Raw genomic sequence first — 15,991 nt, 5'->3', positions numbered from 1 at the left:
GTACTCCAGGGTCTCATGACGCCGAGCTCCCCGGCATCGACGAGGCCTGAACACCTGAAACGGGAACAAGCACTCCAGGCGCGCTATCGTCGTCAGGAAGGTGGTCATGCAATCGAACAACATCGCGGCGACCTCGAAGGACAAGCACGGGAGCGGGGCGAGCAAGAAGTCGCCGCCCCGCAAGCGCGGCGCCAACGGGAGCCACCTGGATGTGCGGGAGATGCAGCTCCAGGCGGTGCTGGAGGTGCTCAAGGCGGTGAAGGCCGGCAACTTCTCCGCGCGCGTCGGCATCGGCGAGGTGCCGGGGACGATCGGTCAGATCGCCGATGAGGTGAACGACGTCGTCCAGCAGCTGCAGACCGTCGGCTCGGAGATCACGCGCGTGGCGCGCGAGGTAGGCACCGAGGGCAAGCTGGGCGCGCAGGCCGAGGTGCAGGGCGTCAGCGGGACGTGGAAGGACCTCACGGACAACGTGAATGTCCTCGCGGGCAACCTGACGAACCAGGTGCGCAACATCGCGGTCGTGACGACGGCGGTGGCGAACGGCGACCTGTCGAAGCAGATCACGGTCGAGGCGAAGGGGGAGATCCTCGAGCTGAAGAACACCATCAACAAGATGGTGGAGCAGCTGCGCGCGTTCGCGTCGGAGGTGACGCGCGTCGCGCGCGAGGTAGGCACGGAGGGCAAGCTGGGCGCGCAGGCGGAGGTGCGCGGCGTCAGCGGGACGTGGAAGGACCTCACGGACAACGTGAATGTCCTCGCGGGCAACCTGACGAACCAGGTGCGCAACATCGCGGTCGTGACGACGGCGGTGGCGAACGGCGACCTGTCGAAGCAGATCACGGTCGAGGCGAAGGGGGAGATCCTCGAGCTGAAGAACACCATCAACAAGATGGTGGAGCAGCTGCGCGCGTTCGCGTCGGAGGTGACGCGCGTCGCGCGCGAGGTAGGCACGGAGGGCAAGCTGGGCGCGCAGGCGGAGGTGCGCGGCGTCAGCGGGACGTGGAAGGACCTCACGGACAACGTGAATGTCCTCGCGGGCAACCTGACGAACCAGGTCCGCAACATCGCGGTCGTGACGACGGCGGTGGCGAACGGCGACCTGTCGAAGCAGATCACGGTCGAGGCGAAGGGGGAGATCCTCGAGCTGAAGAACACCATCAACAAGATGGTGGAGCAGCTCCGGACGTTCGCCGCGGAGGTGACGCGCGTCGCGCGCGAGGTAGGCACGGACGGCAAGCTCGGCGGCCAGGCGCAGGTGCCGGGCGTCGCCGGCACGTGGAAGGACCTCACCGACAACGTGAACCAGCTCGCCGGCAACCTGACGAACCAGGTGCGCAACATCGCCCTCGTCACGACGGCCGTCGCCAAGGGCGATCTCTCTCAGAAGATCACCGCCGAGGCGAAGGGGGAGATCCTCGAGCTGAAGGACACCATCAACAAGATGGTGGAGCAGCTGCGCGCGTTCGCGTCGGAGGTGACGCGCGTCGCGCGCGAGGTAGGCACGGAGGGCAAGCTGGGCGCGCAGGCGGAGGTGCGCGGCGTCAGCGGGACGTGGAAGGACCTCACGGACAACGTGAATGTCCTCGCGGGCAACCTGACGAACCAGGTGCGCAACATCGCCCTCGTCACGAAGGCGGTCGCGAGCGGCGACCTGTCCCAGAAGATCGCGGTCGAGGCGAAGGGGGAGATCCTCGAGCTGAAGGACACCATCAACAAGATGGTCGATCAGCTGCGCGCGTTCGCCGCGGAGGTGACGCGCGTCGCGCGCGAGGTAGGCACGGACGGCAAGCTCGGCGGCCAGGCGCAGGTGCCGGGCGTCGCCGGCACGTGGAAGGACCTCACCGACAACGTGAACCAGCTCGCGGGCAACCTGACGAACCAGGTGCGCAACATCGCCCTCGTCACGAAGGCGGTCGCGAGCGGCGACCTGTCCCAGAAGATCACGGTCGAGGCGAAGGGGGAGATCCTCGAGCTGAAGGACACCATCAACAAGATGGTCGATCAGCTGCGCGCGTTCGCCGCGGAGGTGACGCGCGTCGCGCGCGAGGTAGGCACCGAGGGCAAGCTCGGCGGCCAGGCGCAGGTGCCCGGGGTCTCCGGCACGTGGAAGGACCTGACGGAGAACGTCAACGTCATGGCCTCGAACCTCACCTCGCAGGTGCGCGGCATCGCCAAGGTCGTGACCGCGGTCGCGAACGGCGACCTCCGCCAGAAGCTCGCCCTGGAGGCCAAGGGCGAGATCGCGTCGCTGGCGGACACCATCAACGACATGACCTACACGCTCCGCGTGTTCGCCGAGCAGGTGACCACGGTCGCGCGCGAGGTCGGCATCGAGGGCAAGCTCGGCGGCCAGGCCAAGGTGCCCGGCGCGGCCGGCACGTGGAGGGACCTCACCGACAACGTGAACCAGCTCGCGGGCAACCTCACCACGCAGGTGCGCGCCATCGCCGAGGTCGCGACCGCCGTGACGAAGGGCGACCTCACGCGGGCCATCTCGGTCGAGGCGCAGGGCGAGGTCCTCCAGCTGAAGGACAACATCAACCAGATGATCTCGAACCTGCGGGACACGACGCGCGCCAACCAGGAGCAGGACTGGCTGAAGACGAACCTGGCGCGCTTCTCCGGGATGATGGCCGGGCAGCGGACGATCGAGGCGCTCTCTCGCCTCATCATGTCCGAGGTGACGCCGCTCGTGTCGGCGCAGCACGGGGCCTTCTATGTGCTCGAGTCGGAGGAGAAGTACCCGGCGCTCAAGCTCACGTCGAGCTACGCGTTCCAGAAGCGCAAGGGCATCTCCAACCGGTTCGCGCTGGGCGAGGGGCTCGTCGGGCAGTGCGGCCTGGAGAAGAAGAGCATCGTCGTCACCGATCTCCCGGACGACTACATCCGGGTGAGCTCGGGCCTCGGCGACGCGCCGCCGCGCAACATCTGCGTCCTGCCGGTGCTCTTCGAGGGCGGCCTCAAGGCGGTCATCGAGCTGGCGAGCTTCCAGAACTTCACGCCCATCCACCTCACGTTCCTCGAGCAGCTCACGCAGTCGATCGGCGTCGTGTTCAACATGATCGGCGCCAGCATGAGGACGGAGGAGCTGCTCCAGGAGCTCCAGAGGTCCAACACCGAGCTCGGCTCGCGGTCGCAGGAGCTGGAGGAGAAGGCGTCGGAGCTCGAGATCAAGAACCGCGAGATCGCGCGCGCCAGCGCCTCTCTGGAGGAGAAGGCGAGGGAGCTGTCGCGCACGTCGAAGTACAAGTCCGAGTTCCTCGCGAACATGTCGCACGAGCTGCGCACCCCGCTGAACAGCCTGCTCATCCTCGCCAGGATCCTCGCGGACAACGAGGAGCACACGCTCACGTCGAAGCAGGTCGAGTACGCAAAGACGATCGCCGCGGCGGGGCAGGACCTCCTGCAGCTCATCAACGAGATCCTCGACCTCTCGAAGATCGAGGCCGGCAAGATCGACGTGAAGACCCAGCGGGTGCTGCTCTCCGAGCTGGCCGAGTACGTCGAGCGGAGCTTCCGGCAGATCGCCGAGCAGAAGGAGCTCGAGTTCTGGGTCCGGGTCGCGACCGGCGTCCCCGCGGGGATCATGACGGATCTGCAGCGGCTCCAGCAGATCCTGAAGAACCTGCTGTCCAACGCGTTCAAGTTCACGTCGTCCGGGCGGATCTCGCTCGAGATCGAGGTGGCCAGCAAGGCGCTCACGTTCAAGCGGGAGACGCTCATCAAGGCGAAGACCGTCGTGGCGTTCGCCGTCACCGACACGGGGATCGGCATCCCGGCGGAGAAGCAGACGCTCATCTTCGACGCGTTCCAGCAGGCCGACGCGTCGACCAGCCGCACCTACGGCGGCACAGGGCTCGGCCTGACGATCAGCCGGGAGCTGGCCAGCCTGCTCGGCGGGGAGATCTCGCTGAACAGCACGCCCGGGCTCGGCAGCAAGTTCACCCTGTACCTGCCTGCGGAGCGGACGGAGCAGAAGGCGACGAGGCCGGCGCGCGCCGAGCTGACCGAGCCGGTCGCGCCGCTCCTCACGAACGGCGCCTCCTCGGTCGCGCTCGCGGGGCGCAGCGTGCTTGTCATCGACGATGACGCGCGCAACGTCTTCGCCATCACGAGCCTGCTCGAGCGGCGCGGGGCGCACGTGGTCCTGGCCGAGAACGCAAGGCACGGTATCGAAATCTTGCGCGACGCCGATTCGCCCATCGATATTGTCCTCATGGACATCATGATGCCCGAGCTCGACGGCTACGAGGCGACGCGGGAGATCCGGAGCGATCCCCGCTTCAACGAGCTGCCGATCATCGCGGTGACGGCCAAGGCGATGCCGGAAGATCGACAGAAGTGCCTGGACGCCGGCCTGAACGATTTCGTGGCCAAGCCGGTGGACGAGGGGCGACTCATGTCGACGATCCTGCACTGGGTGCGGCCGGATTGAGCTACGGAGCCGCACCGTGTCCACCGCGCCTGCGACGACCAGCATTCTCCTTGTCGACGATCAGCCGGAGAACCTGACGGCGCTCAGGGCGATCCTGGCCGACGAGAGTTACCGCCTCGTGACCGCCGCGAGCGGGAAGGACGCGCTCCTCAGGATCCTGTCCGAGGATTTCGCGGTCATCCTGCTCGACGTGCGGCTGCCCGACATCGACGGCTTCGAGGTCGCCTCGCTCGTGAAGCAGCGGGAGCGGTCGCGCCACACGCCGATCATCTTCCTGACGGGGGCGACGGACGATCTCGCGGCCATTTACAGGGCGTACGCCGTGGGCGGCGTCGACTACCTCCTGAAGCCGCTCGAGCCGGAGGTCGTCCAGGCGAAGGTCGCCGTGTTCGTCGAGCTCCACCGGCGCGGCGAGCAGATCAAGGAGCAGGCGGAGCTCCTGCGCCAGGCCGAGCAGCGGCGGCGCGACGCCGAGGTCGAGGACCTCCGGCGCGCCGCGCAGGCGAGGTACCAGAACCTGGCCGACGCCATCCCGCAGTGCGTCTTCACGGCGAAGCTCGACGGCGGCATCGACTACGTGAGCTCGCGCTGGCTGGAGTACACGGGGCTCGCGTTCGAGGCGCTCCGCGGCTGGGGCTGGCAGGCCGCTGTGCACCCGAACGATCTGAACCAGTTCGTCAGCAAGTGGCGGCGCTGCCTGGAGTCGGGCGAGCCCTTTCAGGGCGAGTGTCGCCTCAGGTCGATCCACGGCGCTTACCGGTGGCACCTGTGCCGGGCGGTGCCGGAGCGGGACGTCTGGAAGCGGGTGGTCGCCTGGCTCGGCAGCTTCACGGACATCGACGACGGCAAGCGCCACGAGCAGGAGCGCCTGCACCTCCTGACGCGCGAGCGGGCGGCCCGCGCGGAGGCCGAGGCCGCGGTGCGCCGCTCGGAGATCCTCGCGGAGGCGTCGAGCTCGTTCTCGGCGTCGCTCGACGAGCACAGCGTCGCGACGGCCCTCGTGCGCGTCGCCGCGGAGCGCATCTGCTCCTGGTGCGTGCTCGACCTGCGGGACGACGGCGGCGCGCGCAGGCTCGCGGCCGCTCATCGGGCCCGCGACGGGGCGCGGTTCATGGATCGGTTCGGCCCGAGGGAGCTCGCCTTGACCGCGGAGGGCGTCGGCGCGGTGCTCACGACCGGCCGCCCCGACCTGCGCGTCGAGTGCGCTCCGCGCGACGTCGCCGTGGCGCTCGACATCGACGATCGCGCCGTGATCCAGGAGATCGGCGCCAGCAGCTACCTGTGCGTGCCGCTCGTCACGCGCGGCGAGGTGCTCGGGGCGCTCAGCATGGTGTGGGTCGAGCCGGGCGAGCGCTTCGAGCCGCCCGACTTCGCGGTCGCCCTCGACGTCGCGCAGCGCGCGGCGCTCTGCCTCGAGAACGCCCGGCTGCTGCGGATGACGCGCGAAGCCGTGCAGATCCGCGAGGATTTCGTGGCGGTCGCCTCGCACGAGCTGAGGACGCCGCTCAGCGCGCTGGTGCTCCAGGTCCAGGGCCTCACGCGCGCCCTCCACCGGGCGGACGGCGGGCTGCCGGCGGATCAGGTGCTGGCGAAGCTCACCCAGGCCGGCGGGCAGATCGAGCGGCTCACGCGGCTCATCGACACGCTGCTCGACGTGGCGCGCATCAACAGCGGCCACCTCGAGCTCAGCCTCGATGACGTGGATCTGTGCGACGTGGCGCGCGAGGTGGCGGGCCGCCTCGAAGCCGAGCTGGAGCGGGCCGGCTGCACGCTCGATCTGGACATGCCGTTGACCGCGGTCGGCCGGTGGGACCGCCTGCGGATCGATCAGGTGATCACCAACCTGCTCATGAACGCCATCAAATACGGGCGGGGCAAGCCGATCCAGGTGCGCATCTCGGTGGATGGGCGGTCCGCGGTGCTCCAGGTGGCAGATCAGGGCATCGGGATCGCTCAGGAGTACATCGCCCGCATCTTCGGGCGCTTCGAGCGCGCGGCGCCGACCAGCTCGTATGGCGGGCTGGGTGTCGGCCTGTACATCGTGGACCAGATCCTGAGGGCTCACGGCGGCAGCATCCAGGTGGAGAGCGCCCCGGGCATGGGGGCCAGATTCCAGGTGGCGTTGCCGCTCCCGCCCCGAGCGGCTGGTCCGTCCGGGCCCCTGGGCGAGCGCCCTGGATCGTCGTTGACCGGTCCCGCCGGCTGAGAGGCGCTCTCCTGAGCTCACCTGCCGTCCGTGGGGCAGGGCTGCGGTCGCGCTGCGCCACCGTTGCAACCGGTGGTTTCAACCGTGAAAGGCGGCTCACGGTCCCCCCGTGAAAAGCGGCGACGCCGGCATCCGGCCATCGTTGGCCTGCATCGTGCAACAAGCTCGTGACAGAGCGCCCGGTGCGACACCCGGGGGCAGTCCCTCGCCGATCACCACGGAGACACGGAGGCACGGAGCGAACCCAGACCCGTGCCTTCGTGCCTCCGTGGTGCATGCGTGCATCCGCCGTGAGAGGCGGAAGGCGAGTGGATCTCCCGGGTGGACAAGTTCACGTCCGGACGGGCGCTCAGGGCTCGTGATCTCCGCACTGCGACGCTGCGTAAAAGATCAAAACAGTTTATAGGTGATGAGCCCTCGCCGAGCGACGTGATCAGTCCGCAACATCTATCGGTAGTTCAAGTGAAACTTTCTATCAGCCTAGTTGGCCCCTCGATCAGCGCCGAGAGCAGCGCGGGTCCCCTTCTGGTCAAGACACCCTCTCTGGAAGAGGTGGTTCGCGCGGCCGGGGCCCGTCGGCGGGTCTCTGCGAGCGCTGCCCGGGGCGCCACGTCCCGGAAGCGCGCCGCCGCCCGGCGGACGGACGAGCGCTCGGCGAAGGCGACCCGCCGCGCGCGGTGACAGGAGCGGCGGTCACCCGCTTCGGAGACGGGCCCATCTCGACGTTTTCGGTGCTCAGCGCACTGGAGTGCGCTTCCGCGCCGAAAACGCCGATCTGGGCCCGTCTCCTGTGCGGGTGACCGCCGCTCTGCGGCGCGTGTACCAGAGGCGGGGGGAGCGAGGGGCCACGGAGGCACAGACGACGCAGAGGAAGGAAAAGAACCTCTGTGTCCTCTGTGCCTCCGTGGTTTTGTGCCCTCGCCCAGGCGCTCAGCGCGCCTCGGCGTCGAGCAGCGGGCCGAGGTCCTGACCTCGCATGAGCCGCTCTACCACCTTGACGAGGAGCTTCGGGGTGCAGCCGAAGCAGGGGGTCCCGAGGGCAGCGAGCTTCTGCGCCATGTCGTGGTCGTACGAGGGTTTGCCGCTGTCGGACAGCGCGAGGAGGCAGATCGACTTCACCTTGCTGTCGGCGAGCTGGCGCATGCGGGCGACGAGCTCCTCGGCGTTGCCGCCCTCGAACAGGTCGGTGATCAGGATGAACAGCGTCTTCTCGGGTCGCTCGATGAAGTTCGCCTGAGCGTAGGCCACCGCGCGGTTGATGTCGGTGCCGCCGCCGAGCTGCGCCGTGAACAGCACGTCGACCGGATCGACGAGCATCGGAGTCACGTCGACGACCTCTGTATCGAAGAAGAGGAGCCGAGTGCGGAGGACGTCGAGGGACGCGAAGATCGCGGCCATGATGGAGCTGTAGACGACGCTCTCGCCCATGGAGCCCGACTGGTCGACGAGGATCGCGACGTCCCACTCGTGTCTCCGCGTCTGGTTCGCCCAGAAATAGAGCTTGTCCGGGACGAGGCGGCGCTGCTCCGCGTCCCATCCTCTGAGGTTCTTGCGGATGGTGCGCTTCCAGTCGAGGTTCCTGAGGACGCGGAGCGGGCTCGTCGTGTTCCGCCGCAGGGCGCCGAGGACGGCGGTGCGGATCTCGGACTCCAGCGCGCGCCGCACCTCCTCGACGACCTCACGCACGATCTGCCGGGCGGTCTCCCGGGCGGCGTCGGGGATGAGGCCCTTCGCGCTCATGAGCGTGGCGACGAGCTCGACGTTCTTCTCGAGGAAGGGCAGCGTCTCGGGCTCGAAGAGGAGCTGCGTCAGCCCTCGTTTCTCGATGGCGTCCTTCTGGACGAGCGCGACGATGTCGTGGCTGAAGAACTCGCGCACCGCGGAGAGCCACTCGGGGACGTACGGCCGCGAGCCGCCCAGGTTGCCGGCGCGCTCGTCGTAGATGAACGAGAGGGCCTTATCGAGGTCGCCGAGCCGCCGCGGGTCGACGTGGAGCGCGGATGCCGCGCCGCCGAGGCCGCCCAGGGAGAGGCGGGGATCGACGCGCTCGGCCTCGGGCCCTAGCGCGAGCCGCCAGCGCAGGAGGGCGTCGCGATCGCCGTCGGTGAGGTCGTCCGTCGCACCGGCGGGGGAGGGGGGCGGAGGGGCTTTCTTGGGGGTGCGGGCGCTCATCGCTGTGGGGTGTCGGAGGGGTCGCGAGCTCTCCAGAGAGCCTGTTTGGCGGAAGCCCGATGAGCCGCCCTGTGGCGCGAGCAGCGAGCGGCCGCGAGCGCGGTGCGTGCGTGCCGCACAGCGGCAGGATAGGGGGCGTGGCCGCGGGGCACAAGGAGGACGGCGCGGCGGAGCGCGGCGGCGCCGCCGCGCTCCGCCGGCGTGCCGGCGCTACGCCTTCGGAGCCCCGACGGTGAACTCCCAGACGAACTTCCCCTTTCCTTGCTTCTCGTCCGGCGGGGTGAGGACGAGCCCGTCGATCGACTTCACGACGCAGCTCGCCACGTCGTCCGACGCGGTGGTGCCGGCGGGATCGACGGCGACGTTCGTGATGCGGCCGCTGTCCTCGAGCACCGTGAAAGCGACGGTGACCTTGCCCTGCGCGCGGGGGTTCCGCGCGAGCTCTGCGTCATAACAAGCGCTGATCTCGTCGCGCCTCGTCTCGAGCAGCGCTGCCGTATCGTCGCGGTACATCTCGGCGTTCCGCACGGCGAAGGAGCAGCCCGCGGACGCGCTCGCCAGAACCATCATGGTGAGACCCGAAAACAACTTCTTCATGCTCGCCTCCTTGCGGGGAGCGCCCTTGCGGCTCGGTTTCGGACCAGCGTTCATTTGCCGGCGTCCGCGGTCTTCTGCGCGGTGTCCTGCTCGACGATGTTGAACTCGACGCGACGGTTCTTCTCGCGCCCCTCCGGCGTGTCGTTGTCCGCGATGGGCTTCGACTTGCCGAAGCCCTTGGCGGTGAGCATGCCGGCGGCGATCCCGTGGTCGACGAGGTACTTCATCACGGCTTTCGCGCGGCGATCCGAGAGCTTCAGGTTATGGTCGTCCGATCCCTCGGCGCTCGCGTGACCCTCGATGGCGATCTTCTTGATGTGCGTGTGCTTCTTGATCGTACTGACGACCTCGTCCAGCAAGCTGTGTGACTCCGACCGGATCGTCGCCTGGTCGTATTCGAACTGGATCTTCTCGTTGATGATGATCTTGTCGTCCGTCACGACCACGCGCTCCGGCGGGGGCGCGGGCGGCGGGGGCGGCGCGGGCGGCCGGCCCACGACGGCGAGCGCCTTCCCTCCTTCGAACGTGGTGACGCCGCCGCAGGCGATGGGGCCCAGGCCCACCGCCGTGAGCGCGGCGGCGGCGACCCAGGGCCCGAAGCCCGTGGCCCGCCGCGCGCTGCGCCGCGCGACGAGCCAGCGGGGGCTCGGGCGGCTCGTCACATCTCGTTTATCGTCGAACTCATTCATGATCACGTCTCCATGGCCCGCTGTCACGGGCCCAGGCCACCGGGGCGCTCTCCGTCGCCCCTCGATGAAACCGCGGGAATCGGCGCGCCGGAGCGCGTCGCGCGCAGGAACTCGGCGAGCGACGTGAGCGCGTGGAGATCGCCGGGCGCGAGGGCGCTCGCCGCCGCGTGGAGCCGCCGACGAGCCGAGTCGGCGGCGTGAGATCTCCTCGGCTCAGCGCTTTCGCTGGGCCACGCATGCTCGAACGAAGCCGGTATCAGACCGCGGGTGTGAAACCACGCGACGATGCTTGCACGGATTTGCGCGAGCCGGAAGACGCGCCAGCGTCGTAGCTGCTCTGGCCTGCCAGAGAGCACGGCCTTGAACCGCCGAAACGATCCCCGGCCCTGGAGGGAATGCAGGAGCGTCACCTGGAGCTCGAGGTCGTCGACCGTCGGGATGAACGCCTCCAGCCATCCGTATTGCTCCCGCGCGCCGATGGCCTCGACGCGCACGCAGCGCGGATCCGCCTCGATGCGCGCGCACGTGTCCGGGTCGGCGAGCCCGTCGACCAACCGGATCACGGCGCCTGTCTCGAGGTGAAGGAAATAGCGGATGTGCTCAGCGGTGTTGTCGAAGGCGTTCGCGAGAGCGTTCCAGTCGACAGGGATTCTCCGGTTCGCAGCAGTGGACTCCGGCGTGGTGGTGCACATTGCGAGCCCGGCCTGTAGGCAGCTCCCATGCCAGGCGTGCAGGACGCACGCGCCTGCGCGGGGCGCCCGAGAGCATGTTTTCCGCAGGCAGCTGCGGGTGTCGCGTTGTGCGACAGGTCGATGAGGAGGGGAGTCGCGCGCCTCGCGGCCCCCTGGGAGGTCGCAGCGCGCTCGGCCCGGGCGCGGGAGCTCGGGGCGGGCCCGGGTCGAGCGCGCGCGGCGGCGGGGCCGCCGGGCGTATCACGGCTTCGGGTCGCTCGAGCGTCCTCCGCGCATGCCGTACCGCTCGAGCTTCCGATAGAGGGTCGCCCGGTCGAAGCCCAGGATCTGCGCCGCCTGGCTCTTGTTGCCGCCGACCACCTCCAGGACGCGCAGGATGTAGCGCCGCTCGACCTCCTCCATGGGGACGAGCTCGGTCGGGTCGTCGCTCGAGACAAGGACGTGGGAGCGCCGGTAGGTCCGGATCTTCTCGGGCAGGTCGTCAACGGTGATGTGATCGTACCGAGCGAGCGCGACCGCCCTCTCGATGCAGTTCTGGAGCTCGCGCACGTTGCCGGGCCACGCATAGGCCATGAGCTTCTCCGCGGCGGGCGCCGAGAGTCCCTGGATGGGCCTCGCCTTGACGGTCGCGAAGTGCTCAAGGAAATGCTGCGCGAGCAGCAGCACGTCGGCGCCGCGGGAGCGGAGCGGCGGCAGGTCGACGTGAACCACGTTGATCCGGTAGTAGAGATCCTCGCGGAAACGGCGCTCTTCGATCGCGGTCTCGAGGTCGCGGTTCGTCGCGGCGATGAGCCGGACATCCACCGGGAGCTCCTCGTCGGCGCCGACGGGCCGGACGACGCGCTCCTGGAGGGCGCGCAGGAGCTTCGGCTGGAGCCCGATCGGCAGCTCGCCGATCTCGTCGAGGAACAGGGTCCCGCCGTGGGCCCGCGCGAACAGGCCGCTCCTGGCCCCCTTGGCGTCGGTGAACGCGCCTCGCGCGTGGCCGAAGAGCTCGCTCTCGAGGAGGGCGTCCGGGACCGCAGCGCAATTGACCGCCACGAACGCGCCCTCGCTCCGCCGGCTGCGCTGGTGCACGGCGCGGGCGACGAGCTCCTTGCCGGTCCCGCTCTCTCCCGTGATGAGGATCGACGTGTCCGAGTCGGCGATGCGATCGAGCAGATCGAATACGCTCCTCATCACCGGGCTGCCGCTGAGGATCTGCTCGTACCCGTGGGCGTCGGCGACGGCGCGCCGCAGGCGGCGCACCTCCTCGCGGAGGGCGCGGTGGCGCAGGGCGCGCTCCACGGTGAGCCGGAGCGCCTCGAGCTCGAACGGCTTGGTCACGAAGTCGTACGCGCCGGCGCGGATGGCGGACGTGGCGGTGTCGAGGCTCCCGAACGCGGTGATGACGATGACCGGGAGATCGGGCCTGTTCTCGACGATCCGCTCGCAGAGATCGAGGCCGCTCATGCCGCGCATGGTCATGTCGGTGATCACGACGTCGAAATCCTCCACGCCGAGGAGCTCGAACGCCTCTGCGGCCGACGTCCGCCATGCCGTCCGGAACCCGCGCTTCTTGAGCCCGGCGTCGAGGAGCTCGCAGACGCCGCGCTCGTCGTCGACGATCAGGACGCGCCCTGTCATGAGTTCCCCCGCGGCAGCATCATGGTGAAGCGGCTCCCCGAGCCCGCCCGGCTGTCGACGTGGATCCAGCCGCCGTGCTCCTTGATGATGCCGTAGGCGACGGACAGGCCGAGCCCGGTCCCTTCGCCCACGGGCTTGGTCGTGAAGAACGGCTCGAAGATGTGCTCCAGGACGTCGGCCGGTATGCCCTGCCCCTCGTCACGAACGGACAGCGCGACATAATCCCCCTCGGCCCCTCCCTGGTCGGCCGGGGGACTGGCGCGCTCCGCCCGGAGGCCCACGGCCAACGTGCCGCCGGACGGCATGGCCTGGATCGCGTTGACCACCACGTTGGTGAGCGCCTGCTGGAGCTGCTCGGCGTCTGCGTGGACGACCAGCTCCGGTGTGTCCCCTTCCTGGACCATCGTGACGCCCTGCTTCTCGGCCAGCGGCCTCAGCATGACGAACGTGCTGTGAATGACGCTCCTCAGCGGGGTCTCCTGCTTCTCTGCGCTGCGGCGCCGGGCGAAATCGAGCAGCTGGCGGATGATCTGGGTCATCCGCTGTGACTGCTCGAGGATGATCTGCCCGTTGGCCGGCACCTCCTCTCCTGTGACGTCCCCGTCCACCAGCATGCGCGCGCGCCCCACGATGACCTGGAGGGGCGCTCCCAGCTCATGTGCGATCCCGGACGCGAGCTTGCCGACGGTAGCGAGCCGCTCGGCGTGGCGGAGCTGCTGGAGCGCGGCGAGCCGCGCGACGGCCTCGGACTCGAGCTTTCGGTTCGCCGCGGCGAGGCGGTCACACATCGCATCCATCTCCCGTCCGAGCTCGCCGATCTCGTCCTCCTGGCGCAGCGACAGGCGCCGGGAGAGATCGCCGGCGCCGATCCGCCGCGCCTGTTCGATCAACGTTCGCATGGGACGTCCCACCAGCCCGACTCCGAGGGACGTCGCGAGCAACCCGCATACCAGCGTCAGGGCGGCCGTCGTGACCGCCGTGTTCAGGATCATGCCGTGGGTGGTGCGGCGGGCTCCCGCCAGCGACTCGGAGAGCTCCAGCGCGCCGACGCGGTCGCCGGTCACCGGCACCGGCACCGGCACGCACGTGACGAGCACGTCCGCGTCTTCACGAGGGAGCCTGTGCACGACCGCCTCCCCTCGCGAGACGGGGACGAGCAGCTCCGGCGCGAGCTGGGGCCGATGGGCGTCATCCGCCTGCTCGTCGAGCCAGACCCACCGGAGGTCCACCTGTCTCTCGCGCTCGTTGGCGTCCTCGACAAGGCGCAGCGCCCGCGCGGGCCCTTCCGTACGCCACACCCCCGTGATGGCGGCGGCCAGCGCGCGGCCCATCGCGTGATGGTCCCGCTGGACATCGTTCTCGAAGGTCTTGGCCTCTCTGCGGATCTGCACGTAGGCGCTCAGCGCGAGCACAAGGAAAACGCCGAACACCAGGGCGAGCGTCAGCTTGCGCGCCAGCTTCATGCCCGACGTCGTAGCGCAGGTGGAGCGCGGCGAACCATCGCCGCTCGACGCCGCCGCAAAGTACGACATGCCGCATTTTGCGGCACCGGCGGTGGCCCGCGCGCGGGCCACGCGGGCCGTCGGAGCGCGTTGCCCTGCGGAGCCTGGTGGGCCGCTTCGGTAGGACCTGTTACCGCGGCGCGGCGGGCGCCTTCGCTGGGCAGCAGAACAGGTGATCTGGCACCAGCATGGCGCAGCCGTCTTTCCAGGGGTCGTCAGGCGCGTAGTCCGTCCGGTTCTCCGCAGGATAGAAGTACGCCTTCGGCTTCGCTGGATCCGCGCAGGCGCTGTCGCGCTCCGGCGCTGCCTCGCGGCCCTTCGGCGCGCCGGTGACCCTGGAGCAGGCGGCGAGCGCGGCGCCCGCCGCGAGGAGCATGAGGAGCGCCGCGAGAGGCCAGCGCGCCCGGACCAATGCGATCTTCCGCGTCACCGACGGAGCATCGCACGATGGCCTGCGTGAGACCAGGAGAGCCCGCGTCGTACGCGCGCGCGTTCAGCCGCCAGGGCGGCCCCCCGCGCCGGCGACATCGGTCAAGGCGTAGTGCCTCATCTCCTGGATGTTTTCGAAGAAGGGCTTCACCTTGGCGAAGAATGACGGGAACGAAGCCTCCTTGCGAAACCCCTGGAGGTGGCCTTCCAGCGAGTCCCAGCGGATGCGGACGACGAAGCTCGTCGGCTCCTCGGTGCATCGGGCGATCTCGTAGTCGAGGCAATGCACGGAGCCGCGCAGCTCCGTGGCTGCAGCGCGATAAGCGGACAGGAACGCCTGCTCCTGCTCTGCGGGGATGGTGTAGCGAATGTACTCGATGATCATGGCAGCTTCCTGGTTGGGGGCCTGAGGGGTTGTGCGGCGGCACCTGGGGGCGCCGTGCGGCAGCATGAGCCGTCCGGGGACCAGAGATACGCGCCGGCGGATCGAGCGTCGAATCGACAGTCGGTGAGCCGATTCATAGACGATGTCTATGGGTCGGCGTACTATCCATCGACCATGCGTTTGCAGTCGGTGGACACCCACCTTGTCGTGGCCTTGCACGCTTTGCTCCAGGAGAGGAGCGTCACGCGCGCTGCGCGCCGGGTGGGCGTGACGCAGCCCTCGATGAGCCACGCGCTTTCACGGCTGCGCGCCCATTTCGGGGATCCGTTGCTCGTCCAGGTGGGCAGAAAGATGACGTTGAGCGAGCGAGCGCGGGACCTTTTGCCGAGAGCCGCCGAGGCCGTCGAGCGGCTCGAGCACGTCTTCGGCCAGGCCGAGCGGTTCGACCCGAGGCGCTCGACCCGCACGTTCCGGCTCGTCGCGACCGACAACCTGGAGCTGCTCGTGCTCCCGCCGTTGACAAGGATCCTCGCCGCCGAGGCGCCGCACGTCAACCTGCGGTGCCGCAACATCCCGCCGGATTTCGCCGAGCTCCTGCGCCGTGGCGAGCTCGACGCCAAGCTGGGGCGCGGCGGGCCGGTGCCCGACGGATGCCGGTCCACGCAGCTCGCGGCCGAGCAGCTCGTCTGCCTGATGCGGCGGGGCCACCCGGCCTCCCGGAAGGCGCTCACGGCGGCGCGCTACGCTGCCTGCGAGCACCTGATGATCTCGCCGCACGGAGAGGACCACAACGTCATCGATCAGGAGCTGGCGGCGCGGGGGCTGCGTCGTCGGGTGACCCTGACCGTGTCGCATTTCCTCGTCGCTCCGTTCATCCTCTCCGGCTCTGACCTGCTGCTCACCGTGTCTGCGCGGGTCGCCGTGGCGCTGGCCCGGAAGCTCGATCTCGTGGTGCGGCCGTGTCCGCTCGAGGCCAGGGGTTACACCTTGACGCTCGTCTGGCCGGAACGCTCCGAGGGCGACGAGGGCCACAGCTGGCTTCGCGCCGCCATCGAGCGCGCCGTCGCGTGCGAGCCGGTCGCGGGGCTGGGCGAAGGCGGCTGAGGACCTGCTCCTGAGGTGCAGCGCGAGCTCCTTCGCCAGGCGCTGGTCCAGGCCGATCGTGATGGGGTTGGCCTGCCACGCGGCGTGGGTCCGCGGCGACACCGGCCTTCGGCGCGGTGTGGGTTTTCCGGGCGGCGCTCCGCGGCATGCG

Annotated in this window: 11 protein-coding genes; 3 read left to right on the top strand and 8 right to left on the bottom strand. The window is 69.3% G+C overall.

Annotated features, from left to right (window positions below; translation table 11 throughout):
* Positions 1–106: 106 nt before the first annotated feature.
* Positions 107–4,438 (top strand): HAMP domain-containing protein, encoded by a 4,332-nt coding sequence (locus WMF14_RS42220; RefSeq protein WP_437796070.1) that lies wholly within the window; start codon positions 107–109, stop codon positions 4,436–4,438.
* A 16-nt stretch (positions 4,439–4,454) separates the two neighbouring features.
* Complete coding sequence (locus WMF14_RS42215) at positions 4,455–6,644, top strand: ATP-binding protein (RefSeq protein ID WP_437796067.1); 2,190 nt, start codon at positions 4,455–4,457, stop codon at positions 6,642–6,644.
* Positions 6,645–7,574: 930 nt separating this feature from the next.
* Here WMF14_RS42215 and WMF14_RS42210 read toward each other — a convergent pair.
* From WMF14_RS42210 to WMF14_RS42175, 8 genes are all read right to left on the bottom strand, one after another.
* Complete coding sequence (locus tag WMF14_RS42210) at positions 7,575–8,816, bottom strand: VWA domain-containing protein (RefSeq protein ID WP_272102248.1); 1,242 nt, start codon at positions 8,814–8,816, stop codon at positions 7,575–7,577.
* A 210-nt stretch (positions 8,817–9,026) separates the two neighbouring features.
* Positions 9,027–9,413: an AgmX/PglI C-terminal domain-containing protein gene (locus tag WMF14_RS42205; protein ID WP_272102249.1), complete on the bottom strand. Its 387-nt coding sequence runs from the start codon at positions 9,411–9,413 to the stop codon at positions 9,027–9,029.
* 50 nt (positions 9,414–9,463) lie between these two features.
* Positions 9,464–10,102, bottom strand: a complete 639-nt coding sequence (locus tag WMF14_RS42200) for an OmpA family protein (protein ID WP_437796062.1) — start codon at positions 10,100–10,102, stop codon at positions 9,464–9,466.
* A 23-nt stretch (positions 10,103–10,125) separates the two neighbouring features.
* A complete protein-coding gene (locus WMF14_RS42195) occupies positions 10,126–10,794 on the bottom strand; it encodes a UPF0158 family protein (RefSeq protein WP_437796059.1) in 669 nt (222 codons plus the stop codon).
* Positions 10,795–11,034: 240 nt separating this feature from the next.
* Positions 11,035–12,420, bottom strand: coding sequence for a sigma-54-dependent transcriptional regulator (locus WMF14_RS42190; protein WP_272102252.1), 1,386 nt, complete (start codon positions 12,418–12,420; stop codon positions 11,035–11,037).
* Positions 12,417–13,883: a sensor histidine kinase gene (locus tag WMF14_RS42185; RefSeq protein ID WP_437796056.1), complete on the bottom strand. Its 1,467-nt coding sequence runs from the start codon at positions 13,881–13,883 to the stop codon at positions 12,417–12,419. The genes WMF14_RS42190 and WMF14_RS42185 overlap by 4 nt, the downstream gene beginning before the upstream one ends.
* Positions 13,884–14,052: 169 nt before the next feature.
* Positions 14,053–14,352: a hypothetical protein gene (locus WMF14_RS42180; RefSeq protein WP_437796053.1), complete on the bottom strand. Its 300-nt coding sequence runs from the start codon at positions 14,350–14,352 to the stop codon at positions 14,053–14,055.
* A gap of 63 nt (positions 14,353–14,415) precedes the next feature.
* On the bottom strand, positions 14,416–14,736 hold the full coding sequence (locus WMF14_RS42175) for a putative quinol monooxygenase (RefSeq protein WP_437796050.1): 321 nt from the start codon (positions 14,734–14,736) through the stop codon (positions 14,416–14,418).
* Positions 14,737–14,859: 123 nt separating this feature from the next.
* Here WMF14_RS42175 and WMF14_RS42170 point away from each other — a divergent pair, with 123 nt between their 5' ends.
* Positions 14,860–15,840, top strand: coding sequence for a LysR family transcriptional regulator (locus WMF14_RS42170; protein WP_437796047.1), 981 nt, complete (start codon positions 14,860–14,862; stop codon positions 15,838–15,840).
* Positions 15,841–15,991: the final 151 nt, after the last annotated feature.

This window comes from Sorangium sp. So ce693 (genome assembly GCF_051521375.1).
GTDB classification, from domain to species: domain Bacteria; phylum Myxococcota_A; class Polyangia; order Polyangiales; family Polyangiaceae; genus Sorangium; species Sorangium atrum.
The sequence above is the reverse complement of the archived record's forward strand: the minus strand, read 5'-3'. Positions and strand labels throughout refer to the sequence as shown.